The sequence below is a fragment of the Pandoraea sp. NPDC090278 genome (assembly GCF_044772185.1).
In the GTDB taxonomy this organism is placed as follows: Bacteria; Pseudomonadota; Gammaproteobacteria; order Burkholderiales; family Burkholderiaceae; genus Pandoraea.
This window is the reverse complement of record NZ_JBIVYJ010000002.1, coordinates 715,618-739,584: the sequence shown is the minus strand read 5'-3', so window position 1 is coordinate 739,584 and position 23,967 is coordinate 715,618. Positions and strand designations below refer to the sequence as shown.

General features: G+C 62.3%; 19 protein-coding genes, 1 pseudogene and 1 riboswitch. Of the genes and pseudogenes, 9 read left to right on the top strand and 11 right to left on the bottom strand.

The genetic code is table 11. From position 1 onward, the window contains the following. Window positions 1-25: 25 nt before the first annotated feature. The gene (locus ACIQWO_RS11660; protein WP_402823504.1) at window positions 26-523 is read right to left on the bottom strand and encodes a GNAT family N-acetyltransferase; all 498 of its coding nucleotides are present in this window, start codon (window positions 521-523) and stop codon (window positions 26-28) included. Next, window positions 510-2,594: an ATP-dependent helicase gene (locus tag ACIQWO_RS11655; protein WP_402823501.1), complete on the bottom strand. Its 2,085-nt coding sequence runs from the start codon at window positions 2,592-2,594 to the stop codon at window positions 510-512. Before ACIQWO_RS11655 ends, ACIQWO_RS11660 begins: the two co-directional genes overlap by 14 nt. A gap of 166 nt (window positions 2,595-2,760) precedes the next feature. On the opposite strand from ACIQWO_RS11655, the gene ACIQWO_RS11650 reads away from it, so the two are divergent. Next, window positions 2,761-3,702, top strand: coding sequence for a DUF72 domain-containing protein (locus ACIQWO_RS11650; RefSeq protein ID WP_402823498.1), 942 nt, complete (start codon window positions 2,761-2,763; stop codon window positions 3,700-3,702). On the opposite strand, the gene ACIQWO_RS11645 is transcribed toward ACIQWO_RS11650, so the two are convergent. Further along, a complete protein-coding gene (locus ACIQWO_RS11645) occupies window positions 3,699-5,012 on the bottom strand; it encodes a voltage-gated chloride channel family protein (protein ID WP_402823947.1) in 1,314 nt (437 codons plus the stop codon). The two genes, ACIQWO_RS11650 and ACIQWO_RS11645, sit on opposite strands and share 4 nt — an antisense overlap. A gap of 167 nt (window positions 5,013-5,179) precedes the next feature. Beyond that, window positions 5,180-5,258, bottom strand: a riboswitch (Fluoride riboswitch). 274 nt (window positions 5,259-5,532) lie between these two features. Here ACIQWO_RS11645 and ACIQWO_RS11640 point away from each other — a divergent pair. Next, window positions 5,533-6,126 carry a hypothetical protein gene (locus ACIQWO_RS11640; protein ID WP_402823495.1) on the top strand — a complete coding sequence of 198 codons (594 nt, stop codon included), beginning with the start codon at window positions 5,533-5,535 and terminating at the stop codon, window positions 6,124-6,126. 40 nt (window positions 6,127-6,166) lie between these two features. On the opposite strand, the gene ACIQWO_RS11635 is transcribed toward ACIQWO_RS11640, so the two are convergent. The 3 genes from ACIQWO_RS11635 to ACIQWO_RS11625 form a co-directional block, all read right to left on the bottom strand. After that, complete coding sequence (locus tag ACIQWO_RS11635) at window positions 6,167-7,636, bottom strand: catalase (protein WP_402823492.1); 1,470 nt, start codon at window positions 7,634-7,636, stop codon at window positions 6,167-6,169. A gap of 201 nt (window positions 7,637-7,837) precedes the next feature. Then, window positions 7,838-8,584, bottom strand: a complete 747-nt coding sequence (locus tag ACIQWO_RS11630) for an SDR family oxidoreductase (protein ID WP_402823489.1) — start codon at window positions 8,582-8,584, stop codon at window positions 7,838-7,840. A 20-nt stretch (window positions 8,585-8,604) separates the two neighbouring features. Continuing rightward, window positions 8,605-9,381, bottom strand: a complete 777-nt coding sequence (locus ACIQWO_RS11625; protein WP_402823486.1) for an SDR family NAD(P)-dependent oxidoreductase — start codon at window positions 9,379-9,381, stop codon at window positions 8,605-8,607. Window positions 9,382-9,548: 167 nt separating this feature from the next. Here ACIQWO_RS11625 and gcvA point away from each other — a divergent pair, with 167 nt between their 5' ends. Beyond that, a complete protein-coding gene (gene gcvA / locus ACIQWO_RS11620) occupies window positions 9,549-10,577 on the top strand; it encodes a transcriptional regulator GcvA (RefSeq protein ID WP_402823483.1) in 1,029 nt (342 codons plus the stop codon). On the opposite strand, the pseudogene ACIQWO_RS11615 reads toward gcvA, so the two are convergent. From ACIQWO_RS11615 to ACIQWO_RS11605, 3 genes and pseudogenes are all read right to left on the bottom strand, one after another. Further along, window positions 10,501-11,658: pseudogene (locus tag ACIQWO_RS11615) on the bottom strand (cysteine desulfurase family protein); the annotation flags it as partial. The gene gcvA and the pseudogene ACIQWO_RS11615 overlap by 77 nt on opposite strands. A gap of 142 nt (window positions 11,659-11,800) precedes the next feature. Beyond that, a complete protein-coding gene (locus tag ACIQWO_RS11610) occupies window positions 11,801-13,309 on the bottom strand; it encodes a sensor histidine kinase N-terminal domain-containing protein (protein WP_402823480.1) in 1,509 nt (502 codons plus the stop codon). 21 nt (window positions 13,310-13,330) lie between these two features. Next, window positions 13,331-14,029 (bottom strand): response regulator, encoded by a 699-nt coding sequence (locus ACIQWO_RS11605; protein ID WP_402823477.1) that lies wholly within the window; start codon window positions 14,027-14,029, stop codon window positions 13,331-13,333. A 180-nt stretch (window positions 14,030-14,209) separates the two neighbouring features. Here ACIQWO_RS11605 and ACIQWO_RS11600 point away from each other — a divergent pair, with 180 nt between their 5' ends. The 4 genes from ACIQWO_RS11600 to ACIQWO_RS11585 all read left to right on the top strand — a co-directional run bounded on the left by ACIQWO_RS11600 (window position 14,210) and on the right by ACIQWO_RS11585 (window position 19,423). Beyond that, window positions 14,210-15,289, top strand: coding sequence for an ABC transporter substrate-binding protein (locus ACIQWO_RS11600; RefSeq protein ID WP_402823944.1), 1,080 nt, complete (start codon window positions 14,210-14,212; stop codon window positions 15,287-15,289). A 151-nt stretch (window positions 15,290-15,440) separates the two neighbouring features. Further along, complete coding sequence (locus tag ACIQWO_RS11595; protein ID WP_402823474.1) at window positions 15,441-17,204, top strand: ABC transporter permease; 1,764 nt, start codon at window positions 15,441-15,443, stop codon at window positions 17,202-17,204. Further along, complete coding sequence (locus ACIQWO_RS11590) at window positions 17,197-18,267, top strand: ABC transporter ATP-binding protein (protein WP_402823471.1); 1,071 nt, start codon at window positions 17,197-17,199, stop codon at window positions 18,265-18,267. Before ACIQWO_RS11595 ends, ACIQWO_RS11590 begins: the two co-directional genes overlap by 8 nt. An 82-nt stretch (window positions 18,268-18,349) precedes the next feature. Beyond that, window positions 18,350-19,423: a porin gene (locus tag ACIQWO_RS11585; RefSeq protein WP_402823468.1), complete on the top strand. Its 1,074-nt coding sequence runs from the start codon at window positions 18,350-18,352 to the stop codon at window positions 19,421-19,423. Window positions 19,424-19,595: 172 nt separating this feature from the next. Here ACIQWO_RS11585 and ACIQWO_RS11580 read toward each other — a convergent pair whose 3' ends face one another. Beyond that, window positions 19,596-20,693 (bottom strand): saccharopine dehydrogenase C-terminal domain-containing protein, encoded by a 1,098-nt coding sequence (locus ACIQWO_RS11580; protein WP_402823465.1) that lies wholly within the window; start codon window positions 20,691-20,693, stop codon window positions 19,596-19,598. A gap of 349 nt (window positions 20,694-21,042) precedes the next feature. Between ACIQWO_RS11580 and ACIQWO_RS11575 the strand changes: the two genes are divergently transcribed. Continuing rightward, on the top strand, window positions 21,043-21,468 hold the full coding sequence (locus ACIQWO_RS11575; protein WP_402823462.1) for a transglycosylase SLT domain-containing protein: 426 nt from the start codon (window positions 21,043-21,045) through the stop codon (window positions 21,466-21,468). Window positions 21,469-21,730: 262 nt separating this feature from the next. Continuing rightward, the gene (locus ACIQWO_RS11570; RefSeq protein ID WP_402823459.1) at window positions 21,731-22,885 is read left to right on the top strand and encodes a porin; all 1,155 of its coding nucleotides are present in this window, start codon (window positions 21,731-21,733) and stop codon (window positions 22,883-22,885) included. Between the two features lie 318 nt (window positions 22,886-23,203). Here ACIQWO_RS11570 and ACIQWO_RS11565 read toward each other — a convergent pair whose 3' ends face one another. Further along, window positions 23,204-23,857 (bottom strand): hypothetical protein, encoded by a 654-nt coding sequence (locus tag ACIQWO_RS11565; RefSeq protein WP_402823456.1) that lies wholly within the window; start codon window positions 23,855-23,857, stop codon window positions 23,204-23,206. Between the last annotated feature and the right edge of the window lie 110 nt (window positions 23,858-23,967).

Genomic DNA, 23,967 nt, shown 5'->3' with positions numbered 1-23,967 from the left:
CGCCGCGCGACGCGGAAGACCGCGCCTAAAGCGCTTTCGTCAACAGTACCGTGGTGAAGCCGCTGCCCCACTCCTCGTCGGGATAGGTGGCCACCTCCCGATACCCGTTGCGGACATAAAACGCGCGGCTCTGTACGTTGAACGTGTCGGTCTCGAGTCGTGCGAGCGGGTGGCCGAGCGACCGCACTTTCGCTTCCGCATGCGCGAGCAGCAACGCACCGACACCACGTCGCTGCTGCGAAGGCGTCACGTGCAGGGCATCGATGAAATCGCCCACCACGTGCACCATGCCGACGACCTCGTCATCCGACGCAATCGGGACAGCCACCACAAATTCAGGCCAATGTGCCTGTACATAGGCTCGCGTGCGTTCACCGGAGGCGAATGCCGCCGCCACCTCCGGACGCAGCATCGGAGCCCATGTCATGCGATACGTCTGCATGAGAAGGTGCGTCACCGCATCGATATCGGACGCACGCGCTTCGCGCAGCACGATGTCGGGACTCCGTTCAGGACCAGGCATTGCGAAGCTTCCTTGCGACGTCGATGTGCACCGTGACGTCGCCGACCGGCCCGCGCGGCACATCATCCTCGCGCGGCTTAGGGAAAATGTCGTACAGCGGCAGCATCTTGTCGGACACGAAACGGCTGCGCGTGCCGTACACATGGCGATCGCCCAGTCCGGTTTGCTGATGGACGTAGAACCGCTGCGGCACGACAAGTTGCAGCGACTCCTTTGCACGCGTCATCGCCACATAGAGCAGACGCCGCTCTTCCTCGATGTCTTCGTCGTCACCGGTGCTCATATCGGAGGGGATACAGCCATCGACCACGTTGAGCACGTACACCGAATGCCACTCCTGCCCCTTGGCACTGTGAATCGTCGAGAGGATCAGGTAGTCCTCGTCGAGGAGCGGCGGACCGGATTGCGCGCTCGTGGCATCGGGTGGATCGAGCGTCAGCTCGGTGAGGAATTGCTCGCGCGAGCCGTACGTGTTGGCGATGCGCGCGAGTTGTTCGAGATCGGCCTGACGCACGGCGGCATCGTCGAAACGTTGCGTGAGCAGCGGTGCGTACCAGCGCAGCGCCAGGTCGACGTCTGCTGGCCACGCCAGCCGCGTGTCGTGCAGCGTCATGAAGACTTCGACAAACGCCTTCCACTCCGTGGCGGCACCGGACGGTGGCTTGAACTCGGCCAGCACCTGCGCGGGTGTCGCGGACTGCGCCATCGCATCGAGCAACCGCGTGGCGCTTACAGGCCCGATGCCGGGGATCAACTGCGCAACGCGAAAACCCGACAGACGGCTCGCCGGGTTATGCGCCCATCGCAAGATCGACAGCATGTCCTTCACATGGGCCGCTTCAAGAAACTTCAATCCACCGAACTTCACGAAGGGAATATTGCGACGCGTGAGCTCCAGCTCCAGCGCCGCGCTGTGACTGCCCGTGCGAAACAGCACCGCCTGTTGCGTGAGTCGCGTGCCGGTCTCACGTTGCGCCAGCACCTGATCGGCGACCCAACGCGCCTGCCCCGATTCGTCGCTCACATTGACGAGTTGCGGCAACCGGTCCGATGCCCGGTCCGTCCACAGCGCCTTCGCGTAGCGCTCGTTCGATTCTGCGATCACGGCGTTGGATGCATCCAGAATCGGCTGCGTCGACCGGTAATTGCGCTCCAGCGTCACCACGTGCGCAGGCTCGGAAAATTGGCCCGGGAAATCGAGGATGTTGCGGATCGTCGCCGCGCGAAACGCATAGATCGATTGCGCGTCGTCGCCTACGACCGTCAGGCCGCGCCCGTCCGGTTTCATCGAGAGCAGAATCTGGGCCTGCAAGCGATTGGTGTCCTGATACTCGTCGACGAGTACATGATCGAAACGGGCGTCGAGTTCGCGAGCCAGTTCCGGCGCGCCCATCGTCTCCGCCCAGTACAACAGCAGGTCGTCGTAGTCGAGCACGTGCTGCGCTTGTTTGGCGTCGACATAACCGCCGAAAAGCTGCTTGAGTTGCGCCTCCCATTGCGCGCACCACGGGAAATGCTTCGCGAGCACTTCGGCCAGCGGTGCCTGACTGTTCACCACGCGCGAGTAGATCGACAGACACGTGCCTTTGAGCGGGAAACGCGACTGCGTAGCGGAAAAACCCAGATCGTGCCGCACCAGCCCGAGCAGATCCTCGGCGTCGCTGCGGTCATGGATGGTGAACGCTTCCGACAGCCCGATACGCGGCGCGAAATCGCGCAGCAACCGTGCACCGATGGCGTGGAACGTACCCGCCCACGGCAACGACGGCGGTTGTGTCGACGACAGCCCCAGCACCTTCTGCAACACGGCCCCCACGCGACGCTCCATTTCGCCAGCGGCACGACGCGAGAAGGTGAGCAGCAGGATGCGATTGGGGTCTGCGCCACGCACGATCAGATTCGCGACCCGGTGCGCGAGCGTACTCGTCTTGCCGGACCCTGCCCCGGCAATCACGAGCAACGGTCCACCGGGCGCGCCATCGTCGCCCACACCGAAGTCGACGGCTTCACGCTGACGGTCGTTGAGTTCGGCCCATGGATCGCGGGCGGCGGCGGACGGCTGTTCTGACATGCGAGTTGGCGGATGAACGACAGGAAAACGGGTTAGGTACGCTCAAAGAGTACTGTATATTTATACATTATAACGATGGGTTTTACGCCCATCGAGCCCCTTGCGAAATTCGGATGAATCCTCGCTGTCACCCGCCTAGACAGCCCACCCCCCGCCTACGGCCCTTATGACCATCCGCACCGGCACGTCGTCCTGGACCGACCCCACGCTCATCGCGTGCGGACGGTTCTACCCGCCGGGCGTCGATACACCGGCCGCGCGCCTGCGCCATTACGCGTCGAAGTTCGATCTGGTCGAGGTCGACAGCAGTTACTACCGGTTGCCCGATGCCGACATCGCCTGGCGATGGACGCAGCGCACGCCCCCCGCCTTTCGCTTTCACATCAAGGCGTTTCGCGCCTTCACCGGGCACAACACGCCGCTCGCCGCGTTGCCATCCGATATCGCGCAGGCATTACCGTCACATGAAGCGCAGCACCACCGCGCGTCGTCGGAAAGCGCGCAAATTGCCGCCACCGACATACCGGTCGAGTTGCGTGACGAGTTGTGGCGACGCTATCTCGAAGCCGTCGAGCCGTTGCGCCAAAGCGGGCAACTGACGGCCATCCACTTCCAGTTCTCACCAAGAGTGCAGAACGACCGCGCCGGACGTGCCCTCGTCTTCGAGACCGCGCGACGTCTGGACGGGGAGCGTCACGCCATCGAATTTCGTCACCGTAGCTGGTTCGATACGCCCTCGCGCGAGGCAGCCACGCTAGCCATGCTGCGCGAGACAGGGGCAGCGCACACCATCGTCGACTCCCCGGCCGGATTCGACAACTGCGTGCCCGCCGTGTGGGCCACGACGCGCGACGACCTGTGCGTCGTGCGTCTGCACGGGCGCAATGCCGCCGCGTGGAACCGCCGGGGCATCACAGCGTCATCGGGTCGCTTCGTCTACGAGTACAGCGCGAGTGAGCTGATCGACATTTCCGCACGCGTCGAACGGATCGCCGCGCTCGCCGACGACACGCACGTGCTCTTCAATACCAATCACGAAGATCAGGGGATGAAAAACGCATCAGCGTTTCAACGTGCCCTCGCCGATCTGGCTCGCCTGCATACTTAAGGACGACGTGCCTTGCCAGACGATGAAGGATTCGCTCTGAATGCCTTGCGCCACACCGGAAGATCCGCGAGCCGCATGCCTTGGGGCACTTCTCCATGTTTGCTGTGGCCCACACGCTGTGCACGATAGATGCCCGTGTGCCCGGAACACAGATACGCAAGCACACAAGCGATAGCTGCGTAGCCTCCGATCTCCGGACCGAAAATCTCGATCGCCATCAACGTCGACGCAATGGGCGTATTCGCCGCCCCCGCGAATACCGCGACGAAGCCGATGCCTGCGAGTACTGCCGCTGGGAGCAGCAGCACATGGGACAGCGCATTGCCCATCGTCGCGCCGATATAGAACAGCGGCGTCACCTCACCGCCCTTGAATCCTGTTCCGAGCGTGATTACCGTGAAGATCGTCTTGCCGAGAAAGTCGTACCACGGCAGCGACGTATGGAAGGCGTCAACGATGGTTGGGATACCGAGGCCGAGGTACTGCGGCGTCCCTAGCAACGTGGCCGCCACAGCCACCAGCAGACCGCCTGCAAACGGACGCAGTGGCGCGTACGCGATACGCCCCTTCATGAAGGCTGACGTGGCATGCGTCGCCTGTGCGAATGCCATGCCGACCAGTCCGCAAAGCACACCGGCCGCGGCGGCACTGAAGGCACCTGCGAGCGTGATCGAAGGCGCGAACGCCGCCGACGCAATCGTGTAGACGGTATGGTGTACGCCCCACGCGCGGGTCACCGCGTCGCCGACGAGGGCAGCGACGAGGCACGGGAGCAGAGCGTCGTAACGTAATCGACCGATGGCGAGCACTTCGAGACCGAATACCGCGCCCGCGAGGGGCGTACCGAACACCGACGCGAACCCTGCGGCGATCCCAGACATCAACAACACACGGCGTTGCTCGCCTGACAAACGGAAGACATGCGTCAACTGATCGGCAAGCGCGCCGCCCATTTGCACGGCCGTGCCTTCGCGTCCCGCTGAGCCACCGAAGAGGTGGGTCACCACGGTACCGAACAGCACGAGCGGCGCCATGCGCAACGGCACGACCCGCTGCGGATCGTGAATCTCGTCGATCAGCAGGTTGTTGCCTGCTTCGACGCTCGCGCCGAGCCGCAGATAGAGCCAGCCGACCGCGAATCCGGCGACTGGCAGCAGCCAGAGCAGCCAGGGGTGTACGAGGCGCGTATTCGTCGCGAGATCCAGCACGACAAGGAACAGCGCAGATGCGCTGCCCGCCATCACGCCGACGAGTGCTGCGAGCGCACTCGCATGGGCAGCACGCGGCAATACGCCGAACAGATCGCGCAGGGAAGACCACAAAGGAGAATCGCGGAACATCTTCACAGGTTCAAACAGGGACGAACAACGTCGTCGACACATGGCCTGCACGCGAAGGGGAACGGTCTGCGGAATGCGACTTCAGAGGAACGAGAAAAACGCTCGTTCGCATAGCCCGCAACCTCCCGGCACGCCAGGATCTTGCAGGCATCATCAGCCCCATTGCGGGGCGGTTTGCGAAACGAACGCCGGAGGAATGCCATCTCCGTGCAGCAGTTGTGATGCTATCAGGAACCGCGCCCACTCACAATAAGTGACATTTTTTGGGACGAAATGCCGAACCCGATCGGCGGATTCCGATAAATCGACCGCTTGCCGCTTTTCCCCCGCCCTCGCCCCTAGAATCGGCCAACCATTCTCTGCCGGACCGGCGACGACATTGAATATTGCATAAGCCAGCGAGATTTCGCGCAGGGACTCAAACGCAAATACCGCGCATGCATGGAGGAAGGCGCACATTGCATGAGCTGCGCAGACTAAGGAGATTCATATGGAAATTCGCAGCATCATTTGTCCGAACAACGACGCGATTGCTTTTCTTCAGGCGTGGATGCCCGAAGCGCTTGTCGAATCGTCACAATTTTATTGCCCAAGTGCACTGAGCGACGTCCCTTCGATGGCGCGCGACATCATTTATCGACGACAGCTTCAAACGCTCGTGATTCACAATGTTCATTCGACACACCCGAACGTGTTTGACGATCAGGAGGATCGCATTCGAGACGTGCTGACGCTTAACGCGGCGGAGGAACAATTCGAGGTCGTCATCGCCGCCCCGACCGTCTTCATCATGCTCTTCGAAACGCAGGAGATATTTAGAGCGGTCTTTGGCAACCAAGCCACTGAGTATCTGAGTCTGATGGGGAGCTATGACCCGGAACGAGCCATGCGAGAAGGCGGGACTTGTGCGGCAGAGATTATCGGCAACATCGACAGCACGATGCGCGAACGTCTGCGAAATACACCGACTGCGCGCCGGATTCTGGAGGGCATTACTACGCTGGACGTGAAACCTTTCACGCATGAAAACGGCGGGCACTTTGCAGAGCATCGTCGCCCGCCGCAAATGCGTCATTGGGATTAGCGCGCCGACGTCTCGCGCCAATCCACGCGCTTACTCGAGCTTACTTCTTCGCAGCCTTCACCGCCTTCTCAATGCGTGCACCGACATCCGGATCGACCTGCTTCCAGTAGTCGAACGCGCGCTCCAGTACCGGACTGCGGACACCGCCGAGCAGGGCGCCGGAGACGGTTTCGACGAGACGCGTACGGGACGCTTCGTCGAATACGTTGCGTACGAGATCGCCCGGTTGCGAGAAGTCGTCATCGTCCTTGTGCAGTGTGTAGGCACTGCGGACCATAGCGCCGTCGGATTCCCAGCCGTCTTCGGCCGGACCGGTCTGATCGGCATACGGACGTCCACCGCTGTTGGGCACATACACCGGGGCGTTGCCGCTATGCTCAAAAGCCATGTGACCGTCGAACATATACGTCTTCACCGGCACCTTCGGACGGTTCACCGGCAGTTGGTGGAAGTTGGTACCGATGCGATTGCGCTGGGCGTCGTTGTACGCGAACGCACGGCCGAGCAGCATCTTGTCCGGGGACAGACCGATACCCGGCACGGTGTTACCCGGCGAGAACGCCGCTTGCTCGATTTGCGCGAAGAAGTTCTCCGGATTGCGGTTGAGCGTCATCTTGCCCACCTTGATCAGCGGATAGTCCTTGTGCGACCACGTCTTCGTCAGATCGAACGGATTGAAGCGGTACTGCTTCGCGTCCGCGTACGGCATGACCTGCACCGACAGGATCCAGCTCGGGTTTTCGCCACGCGCAATGGCGTCGAACAGATCGCGACGGTGGAAATCGGCGTCCTGACCGGACATGGTCGCTGCTTCGGCGTTGGAGAAGAACTCCATGCCCTGCTGCGTGTGGAAGTGGTACTTGACCCAGAATTTCTCGCCGCTGGCGTTGACCCACATGTAGGTATGCGAACCATATCCGTTCATGTGACGCCAGGTGCGCGGCAAACCACGGTCGCCCATCAGATAGGTCACCTGATGCGCGGACTCCGGATTGTTCGTCCAGAAATCCCACTGCATATGGTTGTCGCGCAGGCCCGAGTCCGGCAGACGCTTCTGGCTGCGAATGAAGTGAGGAAACTTCATCGGGTCGCGGACAAAGAAGACCGGGGTGTTGTTGCCAACGAGGTCGTAATTGCCTTCGTCGGTATAGAACCTGAGGGAGAAACCGCGCACATCGCGCCAGGTATCGGGACTACCGGCTTCGCCCGCGACCGTGGAGAAACGCGCGAGCATGTCGACCTTCGCGCCCTTCTTGAACAGCGACGCCTTGGTGTAACGGCTCACATCTTCCGTGGTTTCGAAAATGCCGAAGGCACCTGCGCCCTTGGCGTGCGGCTGGCGCTCGGGGACCTTCTCCCGATTGAAGTGCGCCATCTGTTCGAGGAAATGAACGTCGTGCAACAGAAGCGGGCCATCCGCTCCGACCGAAAGCGTGTTTCGGTCGCTTGCCGCCGGTGCACCGGCGCCGGTCGTCGAGCCGGTGTCCAGACGGTCTTTCTCTTTGCTCATAATTACCTCCGACATGAAGGTGGGTGGGGAGAGGGAGAGAATAAGAGTCAGCAATATCGCAAGTCGTTCAAAGCATAATACAAGACGGCGAAATGCACTCCCCGGATCCCATGCGTTGAATATTCGTCAACTTGCGATGGATCAAGCTTCCTTGCCTCCTTCCCTGCCTCTCCTCGCCCCCCAACCTGCCTGTCGCAAGGTCTACAGCGTCGAGAATCCGCCGTCCACCACGATTTCGGCACCCAGCATGTAGCGCGAATCGTCGCTCGCCAGAAACAGCGCCGCCCGGGCGATATCTTCCGGTGCGCCAAGATGGCCCACGGGAATACGCGATGCAATCTTCTGCTTTGCCTGCGCGACCTGTTCCGCCGAGGCACCCGCGCGCGCGTGAATCGGCGTATCCGTCGCACCGGGACTCACAGCGTTCACCCGAATCCTTCGCGACAGCAGTTCGCTCGACCATGTCCGCGCCAACGACCGCACGGCCGCCTTCGACGCCGAGAGCAACGACAAGCCCGGCGTGCCGACCCGATTCAGCCATGATGTGTTCAGAATCACCGACGCACCATCGCGCAATACGGGCGTCACCGCCTGCATCGAGAGGAAGACGCCTTTCACGTTGATGTCCATGAGCGTGTCGTACTGCGCAGGCGTCGTGCCATCGAGCGGTGTCGAGAAAGCGACGCCCGCGTTGGCAAAGAAGACGTCCAGCGCACCGAACGTCTGTTTGACGACATCCTGCATGCGCTGAAGATCGTCGACGTTGCGCACATCCGCCTGAATCGCGACGATACGCTCGCCGAGTTCGGCGCGAACGGCGTCGAGCTTGGCGGCGTCGCGTCCCACGATGGCAACGTGCGCGCCCTCCTCCACGAACAACCGCGCCGTCGCGAGACCGATGCCACTGGTTGCGCCGGTGATCAGCGCCGTTTTGCCTTCGAGCTTCATTGCCATCCTCCTGACGATAGTTACGCGTGACGACCGGCCATCACGCCGCCGTCCACCGGCAGCACCGTGCCAGTGATCCATGACGCCGCGTCGGAAGCGAGAAACAGGATGGCTTCCGCCACATCGCGCGGCTGTCCGTTGCGGCCGAGCGGATGAAACGCGTTGAACGCGGGCAGGGTCGCCTTCACTTCGTCGTCGCTCATGAAGGTGTTATAGACCGGCGTTTCGACAACGCCGGGCGCGACCGTATTGATGCGGATGCTCAACGGCGCAAGCTCGATGGCGAGGTTGCGCGTGAGCGCATGCACCCCGGCGTTCGCGGCCGAGTAGGCCGAGGACGGTGTCGCACCGATCGCCTGCAACGCCCACAGCGACCCCGTCTGCACGATCGCGCCGCCACCCCGCACCGACATGGCTTTGGCCGCCGCCTGTGCCATGAAGAACTTGCCTTTGAGGATGATGTCGAGGAAGCCGTCGTAATCGGCTTCGGTCAGAGAGAGGAACGCCTTTGGGCGGAATACGCCAGCGTTGTTCACGAGAATGTCCACACCGCCGAAGGCCGACGCAGCCAGACCCACCAGCGCCTGAGCCGTCTCCGGACGCGCGATGTCGCCCGCCAGATAGCGCACGTTCGCACCACTCGCATCGATCTGAGCAGCGGCCGACTTGAGCTTGGCTTCGTCGCGCCCGCCGATGACGACCTTCGCACCGGCAGCGACGAGTCGCGTCGCCACTTCCTTACCGATGCCCGAACCGCCACCCGTCACGATGGCAACCTTGGAAGAAAAACTATGCATTTGCTGACTCCGGAGAAACGTTGAGGTGTCGCCGGACGGTTGCGTAATCCACATCGTGTGCGAACAATGCCGTCCTTCGATGACTGCATTGTTCGCCTCGGGCAACCGCTTCACAAATCAGTTATTCTGCGTCGCATCGAAAGAAAATCTTTCTCATAGGGACTCGCATGAAAGCGCCCGTATTCCTGAACGCCTTGCGCGCGTTCGAAGCCAGCGCGCGGCACCAGAGCTTTTCCGCCGCTGCGGGCGAACTGAACGTGACGCCAGCGGCCGTCGGCCAGATGGTCCGCAGTCTCGAAGCGTGGCTCGGCGTGCCGCTCTTCGAGCGCAGCGCGTCGGGGCGTGCGCGACTGGTGCCGACACAGGCCGCTCAGCGCGCGTTGCCCGATCTGCGCGACGGCTTCGACCGTCTGAATCTGGGATTCGCCAAGTTGCGCGAAGGCTCGACCGTCGGCGTGCCGACCGTTGCGGTCAGCCCAGCCTTCGCTGCGAAGTGGCTCTTGCCTCGCATCGACCGGTTCCAGACCGCCTGGCCCGACACCGACGTGCGACTCGACACCAACCTCAAGCCGGTGGATTTCGTCGCACAAGGCATCGATATCGGCGTGCGCTACGGACTCGGCCATTGGCCGGGACTCGTAGCGGAGAAGTTGATGGACGAGGCGGTGTTTCCGGTCTGCGCACCATCGCTATTGTGTGCGCATCCGGCGTTGAAGACGCCTGAGGGACTGAAGGGAATGACGCTGATTCACGACCTATCCGTCGACCGGAGTACCGGCTACGTGACATGGCCGACGTGGTTTGAGCGTGCAGGACTCCCCTCGCTGGAGACGCGCGCCGGACTGAAGATCAACAACTCGGCGGCCGTATTGCAAGCGGCGGTCGACGGGCACGGCGTTGCGCTCGCGCGCAGCGTGCTCGTGCGCGACGACCTGATGGCGAATCGTCTGGTACGACTCTACCCCGAGGTCGATTGTTCGTCGCCGCTCGCGTATTACGTGGTGTATCGCGCAGAGTGCGCCACGCTACCGCGTCTCGCGGCGTTTCGCGAATGGTTGCAGCAGGAAGTTGCCGCGCTGGGCACCGACGGCGCTGACCGCGATGCCCCCAAAGATGTTACGCCGCCAGCGCACGGCACTGGCAAACCACGCGCTCGAAGCACGCAATCGCAAAATCGACGGACGCCTCGGAAGTAAACCGCCCAAGACTCAGACGCACGGTGCGGCTCGCCGCTTCGCTGTCCAGCCCGATCGCGCTCAGCACGTGCGACGGTTGCCCCGAGGCCGAATTGCACGCCGACGTCGACGACACCGCGAGATTGCCGTTGAGCATGAACGTGAAGAATCCAGGGTGGCGAATCGTCAGACTGAGCGTATGGGGAATGCGACGAGCGTTCGCGGCGTTGAGCACCACGCCATCGAGCACCCGCACACCGTCGAGCAGACGCTGGCTAAGCGCTTCGATACGATGGGTGTCGACCGTCATGTTTTGCATCGCCAACTCGCACGCCGTGCCCATGCCAACGATCTGATGCGTCGCCAGCGTGCCGGAGCGAAGGCCGCGCTCGTGGCCGCCACCATGCATCTGCGGCGCGATGCGCGACATCGCGTCTTTGCTCACATACAGGGCACCGATGCCCTTCGGGCCATACACCTTGTGGGCCGACATCGACAGCATGTCGATGCCCATAGCCTTCACGTCGATGGGGGTCTTGCCGAGCGCCTGCGCGGCGTCCACGTGGAACAGCGCGCCTGCGGCATGCACGACCTTCGCGATGGATGCAACGTCGGTCAGCGTCCCCAGTTCGTTGTTCACGAGCATGACCGATACCAGCCCCGTATCCGGACGCAGCGCCGCCGCCACGATGTCGGCGGTGATCTCGCCGGTCGCCGAGGGCTTCACATAGGTGACGGGCACACCGCGCTTTTCCAGACACGCCATCGTATCGAGAATGGCCTTGTGCTCCAGTACGCTGGTGATCAGATGCGGACGCGCCTGCCCCAACTCGGCATAGCCCTTGAGCGCGAGATTGTTCGACTCGGTCGCGCCGGACGTCCAGACGATCTCGGCCGCATCCGCGCCGATCAGCGACGCGACCTGCGAACGCGAGCGTTCCACGAGACGGCGGGCGCTCACCCCTGCGGAATGGGAACTGGACGCTGGATTACCGAAAACGCCGTCGATGCCCAGACAGTCGGCCATCGCCGCGATGACGGAGGCGTCCGCTGGCGTTGTCGCAGCGTAATCGAAGTAGTGAAGTGTGTCGTTCTCGCGCATGATCGGCCCCCGCCAAAAAAGAGTGCATCGATCGTACGCGCGAGAACGGGGAAAAGGCTTGCAGAATTACCCGTCGTTATGCAGTTTCATGGAATATCCTTCCCACAAAAATGCATAACGAGGAAACTTCATCCTTCGACAGCTAGACAGCCTCGTTTGCCGGGAACCTGACGGTGACTTCCAGACCGCCCCCCGGGGCTTCGCCAAGCGTCACGACGGCATGATGTTTGCGCGCGATTTCCTTGACGATGGCAAGCCCGAGACCGGAGCCATCGGCGGTGGATTGGGTGAGCGCTGCGGACTCGCGACGATAGAAGCGCTCGAACACGGCGTCGCGCTCGTGCGCCGGAATGCCGGGTCCGTTGTCGACCACTTGAAGCATCGGCCCGTCGAGGTTGTCGTGCGCGCCATTCGTCGCGTCCGCAACGATTGCGACGTCCGCACCGTCCACGCGGCCCGTCTGCCCGCCGCGCCGCGTACGCACGGTGATCATCGCGCCGTCCCCGGCATAGCGAATGGCGTTGTCGATCAGGTTGCCGCACAACTCGCCGAGCAACTCACGTTGCGCCAGTACCGTCACTGCGCCATCGTGCTCGAAGCCGAGATCGATCCCGCGCGAGCGCGCCACAGGTGACCAGTCAAGCGTCACGCTGCGTGCCGCCTCGTCGAGCCGGGTCGGCACCATCGCCACGGGTGGGCCGTCCTCCGCCTCCAGACGCGACAGCGAGAGCAACTGCCGCACACTCTTCGCCGCCTGCTTCACCGCCTGGTTGAGGCGCTCGACGCGCTCACGCGCCTGTGCACTCAACGATTCGCGCAGCGTCAGCTCGGACTCTGCCTGGATGATCGCCAGCGGCGTCTTCAACTGATGGGCGGCGTCCGCAAAGAAACGCTGACGCGACGCCTGCATCCGCCCCACCCGTCCCACGTACTGGTTGATGGACTCGACGAGCGGCTTGACCTCGGTCGGCAGATCGACGTTCTCGAGCGGCGTCGTGTCGTCCTCCCCACGCGCGGCGACCTTGGCCGAGAGCCGGTTGAGCGGACGCAGGCCGCGCGTCACCCCGAGCCACACAATCGCGAGCGCCAGCACTACCAGCAGCACTTCCTGCTGAAGCGCACCGGTCAGAATCTGGCGGGCAAGCTCGTGACGCGCCTCGGTCGTCTCGCCGACGACGATCCACACAACGCGCGTCTTCGCGTTCGGCACGTCGTGCACCGGCAACTGAAGGGCCCCCATGCGCAGCGTCTCACCGCGGTACGTCGCGTCGTAGAAGGCTGTGTGATAAGGCTCCGGCGTGACGCTCGCGGGCGGCAACGGCAGGTCGTGATAGCCCGTAACGGCACGGCCGTCGTTATCGCCGCCCTGCACGCCGTCGCCGCCCTCACGAATCACATAGTAGATCTTGCCGCCACGATCCGACTCGAACATCTCCAGCGCGAGATACGGCAGATTGACCTGCACCTCGCCGTCGATCAGTTGCGTGCCTTCGCGAATCGACTTGATCGAGAACTCCAGCGAGCGGTCGAACGCCGAGTTGGCCGCACTCATCGCACGCTGATACGTCAGCCAGGTGTCGAGCGCGAGCAGTCCCAGCAACGGGAACAGCAGCCAGAGCGCCAGTTGACGACGAAGATTCGGTTGCGGCATGAGGTAACGGAACGTCCGATGTCAGTCGACGGAAGGTGCAGGCGGCGCAGGATCGGCCTTCTCTTCCAGCAGATACCCCAGCCCGCGCAACGTGACGATCGCCACGCGGCTGCCTTCGAGCTTCTTGCGAAGACGGTAGACGTAGATCTCGATGGCGTCCGGATTCACGGACTCGTCGATACCGAAGAGTTTCTCCGACAGCGCTTCCTTGTTGATGGCACGCCCGCCGCGCAAGATCAGCACTTCGAGCACGGCGCGCTCACGTTTGGTCAGCGCAAGCAACTCGCCATCCAGCCGGAAACTGCGCTCCACGCCGTCGAACACGAGCGGCCCACATGTCACATCCGCACTTTCGTGATGTTGAGAACGACGGATCAACGCACGCGCCCGTGCTTCCAATTCATCGAGTTCGAACGGTTTTGAAAGATAATCGTCGGCCCCGAGATTGAGGCCCTTCACGCGGTCTTCGAGCGAGCCGTGTGCGGTGAGGATCAGCACGGGCACGCCATTGCGGCGTGCACGCAGTCGGCGCAGGATCTCGAGCCCGTCCAGTCGCGGCAGCCCCAGATCGAGAATCACGAGCGAGTATTCCTGCGTGCGCAGCACGTGATCGGCCGCTTCGCCGTCGTGCATGCAATCGACGGCGAAGTTCGCCTGCGTCAGCGCTTCGGAGAGCGATTTGGCCAGACTCGGATTGTCTTCGACAAGCAGGATGCGCATGAGAACTAGGGAAATCCATGACCCGAAAATCGGGGCTCAGGCCGGATTCGACACGAAATCGAAAGCGAATTGAAAGTTTCGGCAAATTAACATGCGCCACGCGAAAACGACAAACCCCTTGCAAGGGGTCTTCCGGAGGATGACATGAAGCAAACGACAATGCCCCGCACCCTGCTCGCGATGACGACGCTCGGTGCAGCGCTCTTCACGGCAGCGCTCCCGGCCGCCCACGCTCAGGTGCCCGCCGGTTATCCGGCGAACTATCAGGCCACCATCGACGGCGCGAAGAAGGAAGGCAAGCTGATCGTCTATTCGGTGACGGACACCGCGCTGGTGCGCCCGCTCATCAAGGACTTCGAGTCGATGTACGGCATCAAGGTCGAGTACAACGACATGAACAGCACGGAGCTGTACAACCGCTACATCAGCGAGTACGCCGCGCACAGCACCAGCGCCGACGTGCTCTGGAGCTCCGCGATGGACCTCCAGGTCAAGCTCGTGAACGACGGCACGATGGCGAGCTACGAATCGCCCGAAGCCGCCCACATTCCGCAATGGGCGCAGTACCAGAAGCAGGCCTACGGCACGACGTACGAGCCGCTCGCCATCGTCTACAACAAGCGTCTGTTGCCTGCAGGCGAAGTGCCGCAAACGCGCATGGAGCTTATCAAGCTGCTCCAGACGAATGCTGCGAAGTTCAAAGGCAAGGTCACGACCTACGACATCGAAAAGTCGGGTGTGGGCTTCAACTATCTGACGCAGGATGCGCGCGTGAACCCGGAAGTGACGTGGGAACTCGTCGGCGCGATGGGCGCGCTCAACCCGAAGCTGCAATCGAGCACGGGCGCGATGATGGAGCGCATCTCGTCTGGTGAAAACCTGATCGGCTACAACATTCTCGGCTCGTATGCGTTCGCCAAGGCGAAGAAGGATCCGTCCATCGGCTACGTCTATCCGCGCGACTACACGCAGGTCGTGAGCCGTCTCGTGACGATCTCGAAGCAGTCGAAGAACCCGAACGCCGCCAAGCTGTGGGTCGACTATCTGCTCTCCAAGCGTGGTCAGACGCTGCTCGCCAATCAGGCCAACCTGTTCTCGATCCGCGCAGACGTCGACGGTGAAACCTCGATGGCGAACCTCACGCAGCAGCTCGGTGCCGCGCTCAAGCCAATCCCCATCGGCGCGGGTCTGCTCGTCTATCTGGATCAGTCGAAGCGTCTTGAATTCCTCAAGCGCTGGCAGCAGTCGATCAAGCGTTGATCAGCCACCGCATCCGCCCTCAGTTTTTCTAAGCCCCAGGCCTCAAGTCCGGCGGCCGCGCCCTCACCTCGTCTGCTGACGACGTAACGCGCGGCCCGCCTCTCCCCAAGCCTTTCTCGATATGCGCCCTGCGGGGTGCAGGGAGACCCTCATGCTGTCGTCCTCTACTGCCAACCGCGCAGCGGCCCCTGCTGGCCGTCCGCCGGCGGGTGCCGCCCCTCACGTAGCGCCCCCCTGGCGCGCACTCGCGGCCACTTCGCGCTGGCTCGTCATCGCCGTGCTCACGATTGCGGTGTTGCTGCCCCTGTCGTTCATCGTGCTGCAGAGCCTGCTCTCCGCACCGTTCTTCGACGCCAGCCGCACGTTCGGCATCGACGGCTACCGCTTCATCTTCACCGATCCCGACTTCTGGTCGGCCGTGAAGAACTCTTTCATCATCGCGTTCGGGATGCTGTTCATCTCGATCCCGTTCGGCGGCATTCTCGCCTTCCTGATGGTGCGCACCGACTTGCCCGGCCGACGCTGGCTCGAACCGCTGCTGCTCACGCCGGTGTTCGTCTCGCCGATGGTGCTCGCGTTCGGTTACGTGGTGGCGGCCGGTCCCGTTGGCTTCTACTCGGTGTGGTTCCGCGAACTGACGGGCTTCGACGCCCCGTGGTCGGTCTACTCGATTTTCGCGATCACCGTGATCGTGGGCCTCACGCACGTGCCGCACGTCTACCTGTACTCGTCAGCCGCGCTGCGTAATCTCGGCTCCGACGTCGAAGAAGCCGCTCGCGTGGCCGGTGCCCGCCCGTTCCGCGTGGCGCTCGACGTGAGCCTGCCGATGACCATGCCTGCGCTGCTGTTCGCTGGCGTGCTCGTGTTCTTCCTCGGTTTCGAAGTCTTCGGTCTGCCGCTGGTGCTCGGCGATCCCGAGGGCCATCTGGTGCTGGCCACCTACCTCTACAAGCTGACCAACAAGCTCGGCGTGCCGTCGTATCACCTGATGGCGGCGGTAGCGATGTGCATCGTGGCCATCACCTTCCCGCTGGTGCTGTTGCAGCGGCACCTACTCAAGCGCGCTAACAAGTTCGTCACGGTCAAGGGCAAGGCGGGGCGTCAGACGGTGTTGCCGCTGGGCATCTGGCGCTGGGTCGCGCTGGCCATCGTGGCCGCGTGGCTGATCGTGACGGTATTCGTGCCGATTTCCGGCATCGTGCTGCGCTCGTTCGTCACGCACTGGGGCGAAGGCGTCGCGCTCGGCGAAGTGCTCACGCTCGCGAACTTCACCGAGCTGTTCGAGCAGGACAACCTCGTGCGCGCCATTCTCAACACGCTGGGCATCGGCGTGATCGGCGGCGCGCTGGCCGTGGGCTTCTACTCGCTCGTCGCCTTTGCCGGTCATCGCCGCAACGACTGGGCCGCGAAGTTGCTCGACTACCTCGTACTGCTGCCACGCGCCGTGCCGGGCCTGCTCGCCGGTCTCGCGTTCCTGTGGATCTTCCTGTTCGTGCCGGGACTGCGCGAACTGAAGAACTCGATGTGGAGCATCTGGGTGGCTTACACGGTGGTGTGGCTCGCCTATGGCATGCGCCTCATCCAGAGCGCGCTGCTGCAAGTCGGCCCCGAGCTGGAAGAAGCCGGGCGCAGTGTCGGCGGCACGCGCAGCCGCGTGAGCCTCGACGTCACGCTGCCGCTGGTGCGCTTCGGCCTGCTGGCTGCGTGGCTGCTCATCTTCATGATTTTCGAGCGCGAATACTCGACAGCCGTCTACCTGCTCTCACCGGGTACGGAAGTCATCGGCTCGCTGCTCGTGTCGCTGTGGGCGACCGGCGCGGTCGATCAGGTCGCCGCGCTCTCTGTCATCAACATCGCGATGGTCGGCGCCGGTCTGGGCGTGGCGTTGCGCTTCGGAGTCAAATTGCATGGATAAGCTCATCGTCGACAACCTCTTTCTGAGCTACGGCACCAACCCCATCCTCAAGGGTGTGTCGTTCGAACTCAAAGCCGGTGAAGTCGTGTGTCTGCTGGGCGCTTCGGGCAGCGGCAAGACCACCTTGCTGCGTGCCGTGGCCGGTCTCGAACAACCGTCGCAGGGCCGCATCGCGCTCGACGATCAGGTCTTCTTCGACGGCGCCAAAGACGTCGATTGCCCGGTCGAGCAACGCTCGCTCGGTCTGGTGTTCCAGTCGTACGCGCTGTGGCCGCACCGCACCGTGGCGGACAACGTCGGCTACGGGCTGAAGCTGCGCAAAGTGGGCGCTGCGGAGCGTCGGGAGCGGGTGCAGAACGCCCTCGACCAACTGGGCCTCGGTCATCTCGCCGAACGCTTCCCGTTCCAGCTCTCGGGTGGTCAGCAGCAGCGTGTCGCCATTGCGCGTGCGCTCGTCTACAACCCGCCCGTCATTCTGCTCGACGAGCCGCTCTCGAACCTCGACGCCAAGCTGCGCGAAGAAGCCCGTGCGTGGCTGCGCGAGCTGATCGTGTCGCTGGGTTTGTCGGCACTGTGCGTCACGCACGATCAGACCGAAGCCATGGCGATGTCGGACCGCATTCTGCTGCTGCGCAACGGCCGCATCGAGCAGGAGGGCACACCGGCGGAACTCTACGGCTCGCCGCGCTCGCTCTACACGGCGGAATTCATGGGGAGCAATAACCGGATCGACGCAAAGGTCAGCACCGTCGACGGCGATCTCGTCACGCTCGCGGGCGACGGCTTCGCACTGCAAGCGCGCGCACGCGACACGCTCGCCCCGGGGCAGGACGCGCAGGCAGTCATCCGTCTGGAACGCGTGCAGGTCGCCGACGGCCCGGGCCATAACCGTGTGAACGCGCAGCTCGTCACGTCGATGTATCTCGGCGACCGCTGGGAGTACCTGTTCCATTGCGGCACGTTGCGCTTCCGCGCATTCGGTCACGTCCCGCGCGAACCCGGCAATCACTGGGTGGAATTTCCTGCGAACGACTGCTGGGCGTTTGCGCAATCGAACGGCTAAGGGAGACGTAGCCACGCCTTTCATGCGACGCGCGGGCGCTCTCCCGCGCAACACCACGAGAAAGAGAAGAGAGGAGACAACAATGAAACGAAGCAGTATGGCGCGTGCCGCGCTGATCGCTGTGGGCGCACTGGCCGCTCAGGCGCACGCCCAATCGAACGTGACGATTTACGGGATCGTCGACGCCGGTGTCGAGTATGTGAATCACGCTGCCGATAACGGCGGTGCAATGCGTGCGGTCTCGGGCGGCAAGAACACATCGCGCTTCGGCTTCAAGGGCACGGAAGATCTCGGCGGCGATCTCAAGGCCGTGTTCAACCTCGAGAGCGGCATCAACGTCGTGAACGGCCAGTTCGACGACGGCCCCGGCGCGATCTTCGACCGCCGCGCCACCGTCGGCCTGTCGCACAAGAAGTGGGGCCAGTTCACACTCGGCCGCACGTTCACCACGACGTACGACTACATGCTCCAGTTCGACCCGATGGGTTACGCGCCGAACTACTCGTGGGCAACGAGTGCTACTGCCACCGGCGGACGCAAGGACGGCCTGTTCTCCCGCTCGGCCAACGCCGTGCGCTACGACGGCGAGTTCAACGGTCTGAAGCTCGGCGCGATGTATGGCTTCGGCAATGTGGCCGACAGCATGAAGACGTCGTCGAAGTACGACTTCGCCATTGGCTACGAGAACGGTCCGTTCGCCGTCGTCGCAACGTACGACCGTCAAAACGGCGCGGGCAACAGCGTGACGCCGGCCGACACGACGAACTACATTCAGGGGATTCACGCGGGTGCGAGTTATCGCTTCGGCGGGGCCAAGGTGATGGCCGGGTATCGCAACTACAAGAAGACGTTCGTGACCGCAGGCACCGCGTCGCTGCGCAGCGACATGTACTGGCTCGGCGCATCGTACGACTTCACACCAGCGTTCACGCTGTATGGCGCGATCTACCATCAGGACATCAAGGACGCGAGCGACGCCGATCCGACGCTCATCTCCCTGCGTGCGCAATATGCGATGTCCAAGCGCACCGCGCTGTATCTGTCCGGTGGCTATGCCTTCGCGAAGCACGGCCAGAAGGTCAGTCTTTCGCGCGACCTGACGGGCGCAGCCGATACGCAGGTCGGCGTGACGGCGGGCATCCAGCATCGCTTCTAAAGCGCCGTAACGACGTTTCACATCGCTTCAAACCGCTTTAAACCGCTTCAAACCTCTTCGCATTCGCGTCAGCCAATGCGTTTCCTCAACGACGGCCCGCCGATGGCGGGGCGCACCGCTTGCCGGGCCGTCGTGTTTTTTCCGCTTGGCGACATCGGCAATACCGGCGACGTCAGGATAGCGATTCGATGTGCGTCGAGTGCGCGTAGACCTGACCGAAACGATTTGCCAGAAAATCCGGCAAAGCGATCTGTTCCTGACGCACGAAACCGCGCTGCGGGAGTTGCTTCGCGAAGAACATGTCGACGGCGGCGCAAATGGCCGACGCCGTCGTGATCTGGATGGCGCTCGCACTGTGACCGTTGTTGCGTTCCGCGAATATCTTGCGCGCGAATACTTCCTGCGTGAGCACGCCGCGACGAAGCCCGTTCACCACGACAAAAATGAGCACCACGTCCTGCAAAGTGCTCGGAATGGCGCGCTTGAGAATCGTCTTGATCGTTTCCTGATCGTCCTTCAGACGCAGTTCGTTCAACAACACCTTCATCAACGCACCATGTCCCGGATAGCGCACCGACTTGTAGTCGAGATCGCGCACGCGCCCCGCCAGCGTTTCGCATAACGTGCCGAGACCGCCCGAGGTGTTGAAGGCCTCGTATTCCACGCCGTCAAGCGAGAAGTGTTCGAGGTCTTCCAGCGGCTGCACACTCAGGCGCGTGCCATCACGAATCGCCTCGCACGGCTGACAGTACTCGTTGATCAGCCCGTCGACGCTCCACGTCAGGTTGTACTTCAGCGAATTGGTCGGAAAGGCAGGCAGCGCTCCCACGCGCATCTTCACCGAGTCGACGCGGTCGAACGCCGCCGCGAGATGATGGGCCGCAATCGCGATGAAGCCCGGTGCGAGTCCGCATTGGGGCATCAGCGCTGTCGATGCGCCTTCGGCCAGTTGCGCAATCGCGTGCGTGGCCGCCACATCTTCGGTCAGATCGAAGTAGTGACAGCCCGCTGCTACAGCGGCGGTTGCCGCGCTCGTGGCCATCGTGTACGGCAGGGCGTTGACGACAGCATCGAAGCCGGTGACAGCGCGTTGCAGCGAGCCAGTGTCATTGCCGGTGAGTTCGACGAATGCGTGCGCATAGTCGCGCACCGCTTCGTAAGACTGCGCGTTCCGGTCGAACACCGTCACCCGGTAATCACCGCTGTCGTGCAACAAACGCGCGATGGTCTGGCCGATGTGTCCCGCACCCAGCAAGGCGATCTTTTTCATGTTTCCCCCCAATTCAGGAACGTCGGTCGACGCGTCGTCACGGTCTGCCGCGCGACGCGGTATGCCTCAATTCTAGGGAGAGCTTCGGATGAAATGTAGCGTTAATTCGTCGATAAATACCACGATTATGACGATATGTCGTGCATTCAGACTCATATCGTCACGACGAGAATGCCACGCCACGGCTGCCACAAGGATGAGCGTGTTCTGAAAGCCCAGGCGGCAAGCGCATATCGATAATCTCGTCCACCCGCGCGGTCATGGCACCGTCAGGAGTCTCTATTTGTTATCCCCTCCGATCCCCCGTCGTCTTCGTTCCTGCGCCGCAGCAACTGTCGTCGTCGCGCTCATGTCGACACCCGCGCGAGCCGACTGCTGGGACGTCGCCGCCGATCGCTATCGTCTCGATCCGCTGCTGCTGTACGCCATCGCACAAGTCGAATCGAATCTCGACGTGAACGCCAGCAACGTCAACCGCAACGGCACGCGCGATATCGGGCTGATGCAGATCAACAGCGCCCACCTGCCGACACTCTCCCGCTACGGTCTGACCGAGCGCCGATTACGTGAAGACGCCTGTGCGTCGATCGTCACGGGCGCGTGGATTCTCGCAGGCTTCGTGCGTCAGTACGGGTATGGATGGGAAGCCGTGGGCGCGTATAACGCTGGCGGCGGTGAGACACGCGCCACGCTGCGCCAGCGCTACGCCGACAAGGTTCGCAAGCGCTACGCGGTGCTGGTGGCCGAGCGTGAAAGGCGGGCAACGCTGCGGTGAGTTTCAGTGCAAGCGGTCTGCACGTTGGACCTCTCGCGGATTCCTTTTTACGGCATTCATGTGTCATGAAAATGAATTTGAGGGCATTCGCCGGGATGTACTGCGATGCGTTGCATCGAGCAGACATCATGTGCGTCTTTTCGTTAATACACCTATGGAATTCCGGCTTCGTTCGATATAGTTCGGCCCGAACCCACGGGGCGCCCGTCCACAGGCGAAGGGTTCGAATTGATTAATAAGTTTTCGATAGAGGATTCGACCGATGAAAAAGACGCAACTGGCCGCCGCACTGGCTGGCGTGATCGCAGCCGCTGCAGCAGGTGCTGCACATGCGCAAAGCAATGTTTCGCTGTATGGCGTTCTCGATGGTGGTCTGGCCTACGTGAGCAACGTCGGCGGCAGCAAGAACTTCACGACGGCCGACGGCCTGCAATCGGGTAACCGTTGGGGCCTGAAGGGTTCGGAAGATCTGGGTGGCGGCACGTCGGCCATCTTCACCCTGGAGAACGGCTTCAACATCACGAACGGCGCATTGGGTCAGGGCAGCCGTGAATTCGGCCGTCAGGCATTCGTCGGTCTTTCGAACAAGACGTTCGGTAGCGTGACCATCGGTCGTCAGTACGACTCCGTGGTGGACTTCGTGAGCGGCCTGACGTCGGCCAAGCAGTTTGCAACGAAGCTCGGCGCTCACGTCGGCGACGTTGACAACCTGTACAACTCGTTCCGCATCAACAACTCGATCAAGTACACGAGCGCCAACTACGCTGGTTTCTCGTTCGGCGGCCTGTATGGCTTCTCGAACCAGGCCAACAGCGGCAACGGCACGGGCTTCTCGAACAACCGCGCATGGAGCCTGGGCGCGAGCTACGCCAACGGCCCGGTCAAGTTCGGTATCGGTTACCTGGAAGTCGGCACGCCGAACGGCGCGAACACCGGCGGTGCAGTGGCTGGCGACTACAGCGGCGACTTCTACTCGGCCAAGGTCGGCACGGCAACGGTCGGTGTGGACAAGCAGCGCGTGTTCGCCACGGGCGGCAGCTACAAGTTCGGTCCGGCTAACGTTGGCTTCATCTACAGCAACACGCAGCTGAAGTACATTGGCGGCACGGGCGCACGCGTGTCGAACTACGAACTGAACGGCACGTACAACCTGACGCCGTCGCTGCTGCTGGGCCTGTCGTACACGTACACGGACGCCAGCACGCGTAGCGCCACGCTCGCCAACCTGAGCCCGAAGTACCACCAGGTCAACGCCGCAGTGGACTACCTGCTCTCGAAGCGTACCGACGTGTACCTGGTCGGTATCTATCAGAAGGCAGCTGGCGACGCCTCGGCCGCATCGATCAACGGTGCTGGCGGTGCGTCGAGCACGAAGACGCAAACGGCTGTGATCTCGGGCCTGCGCCACAAGTTCTAAGCTAAACGCTTCGCGAGATGTTTAGCCGTTGATTTGAGTGCTCCAGTATTTAAGGGAGTCCCGAAAGGGGCTCCCTTTTTTTGTTGGGGTGACGAGGAGGTTCGGGAACATGGCGACGTCTGCCTCAACTTGACCAGGCAAGTGTCGCTGTATTAGTATCCCGCCTGAAAACTACGTACCAGCGGGTGCGAAAAACGTAGCGCCGCCCGGGCAACCGGGTCCCACCGGGAGTGGGAGTTCTGCAACATGACAGATAGAGAATCCCGCATGCGACGGCCACCTTTCGGTGGCCGTTGGTTTTTGTAACGTCCCATGCACTTACGCCCGAATCGGCAAACCTTTGTGGATGTTGCGTAACAACGTGCTCAACGCGATCCTTTTGGCCTCCCGCTGCCGTCGCGTCAATCCACCCTCCAGCACGTACGCCGACTGTACCCGCAAGATCAACCGCTTGCGCCGCCGGTCCCTCTCAACCTCGAAAAATACGGCGTAGAGCGTCTTGTGGCCCTGTGCGTCGACATGTTCGTGCGTGACGAAGTTTGGTCGCCTGTCGTCAGCAAGCGTGATACGTCGAGCCCCCAGACTCAACACGATTTCGCGTAGGAATTTTCGGGAAAGCGTGTAGCGCTCCGGGCACAACACCCGATGCTCTCGTCCGTCTGCGTAGATCTCCTGAGCCGGAATCGAAGCGATCGGCCGAGCGTCCCATCGAAAGCTCTTGGTGAAGCAGTGGCAGGAAAAAAGCACCAACACCGAAACATCGCAGCGCTCCGCGAATTGCACTCGGAAAGCGAACGGCGACAAATGACTCAGATCCCAAGGCACGCCTCGAAAGCTAACGGTGCCGAATGGCCGCGGCAGCCCATTTGCCAGGTCCTCAGGCAATGGCTCCACCAACAGCATTTGCACATGATCAGGAAACTTCGAAGTCGGACATTTTAGAAACGCATTCGTCGGTGCGAGCAGACGCACCGAAAAATCGGACGCGGCCTAACCCAAGAATTCATCAGTACTCGCTATCCGACTGCAGCGGCTTCGATGCTTCATCGGCGCAAATGCGGCTTGCATCTTGCGCAAGTTTG

What these genes read in the sequence shown, in the direction of transcription:
- ACIQWO_RS11600 (WP_402823944.1), top strand. Translation starts at nt 14,210, where the DNA reads ATGACGACGCTCGGTGCAGCGCTCTTCACGGCAGCGCTCCCGGCCGCC.
- ACIQWO_RS11570 (WP_402823459.1), top strand. Translation starts at nt 21,731, where the DNA reads ATGAAAAAGACGCAACTGGCCGCCGCACTGGCTGGCGTGATCGCAGCC.
- ACIQWO_RS11650 (WP_402823498.1), top strand. Translation starts at nt 2,761, where the DNA reads ATGACCATCCGCACCGGCACGTCGTCCTGGACCGACCCCACGCTCATC.
- ACIQWO_RS11660 (WP_402823504.1), bottom strand. Translation starts at nt 523, where the DNA reads ATGCCTGGTCCTGAACGGAGTCCCGACATCGTGCTGCGCGAAGCGCGT.
- ACIQWO_RS11575 (WP_402823462.1), top strand. Translation starts at nt 21,043, where the DNA reads ATGTCGACACCCGCGCGAGCCGACTGCTGGGACGTCGCCGCCGATCGC.
- ACIQWO_RS11610 (WP_402823480.1), bottom strand. Translation starts at nt 13,309, where the DNA reads ATGCCGCAACCGAATCTTCGTCGTCAACTGGCGCTCTGGCTGCTGTTC.
- ACIQWO_RS11655 (WP_402823501.1), bottom strand. Translation starts at nt 2,594, where the DNA reads ATGTCAGAACAGCCGTCCGCCGCCGCCCGCGATCCATGGGCCGAACTC.
- ACIQWO_RS11590 (WP_402823471.1), top strand. Translation starts at nt 17,197, where the DNA reads ATGGATAAGCTCATCGTCGACAACCTCTTTCTGAGCTACGGCACCAAC.
- gcvA (WP_402823483.1), top strand. Translation starts at nt 9,549, where the DNA reads ATGAAAGCGCCCGTATTCCTGAACGCCTTGCGCGCGTTCGAAGCCAGC.
- ACIQWO_RS11605 (WP_402823477.1), bottom strand. Translation starts at nt 14,029, where the DNA reads ATGCGCATCCTGCTTGTCGAAGACAATCCGAGTCTGGCCAAATCGCTC.
- ACIQWO_RS11635 (WP_402823492.1), bottom strand. Translation starts at nt 7,636, where the DNA reads ATGAGCAAAGAGAAAGACCGTCTGGACACCGGCTCGACGACCGGCGCC.
- ACIQWO_RS11585 (WP_402823468.1), top strand. Translation starts at nt 18,350, where the DNA reads ATGAAACGAAGCAGTATGGCGCGTGCCGCGCTGATCGCTGTGGGCGCA.
- ACIQWO_RS11640 (WP_402823495.1), top strand. Translation starts at nt 5,533, where the DNA reads ATGGAAATTCGCAGCATCATTTGTCCGAACAACGACGCGATTGCTTTT.
- ACIQWO_RS11625 (WP_402823486.1), bottom strand. Translation starts at nt 9,381, where the DNA reads ATGCATAGTTTTTCTTCCAAGGTTGCCATCGTGACGGGTGGCGGTTCG.
- ACIQWO_RS11595 (WP_402823474.1), top strand. Translation starts at nt 15,441, where the DNA reads ATGCTGTCGTCCTCTACTGCCAACCGCGCAGCGGCCCCTGCTGGCCGT.
- ACIQWO_RS11580 (WP_402823465.1), bottom strand. Translation starts at nt 20,693, where the DNA reads ATGAAAAAGATCGCCTTGCTGGGTGCGGGACACATCGGCCAGACCATC.
- ACIQWO_RS11630 (WP_402823489.1), bottom strand. Translation starts at nt 8,584, where the DNA reads ATGAAGCTCGAAGGCAAAACGGCGCTGATCACCGGCGCAACCAGTGGC.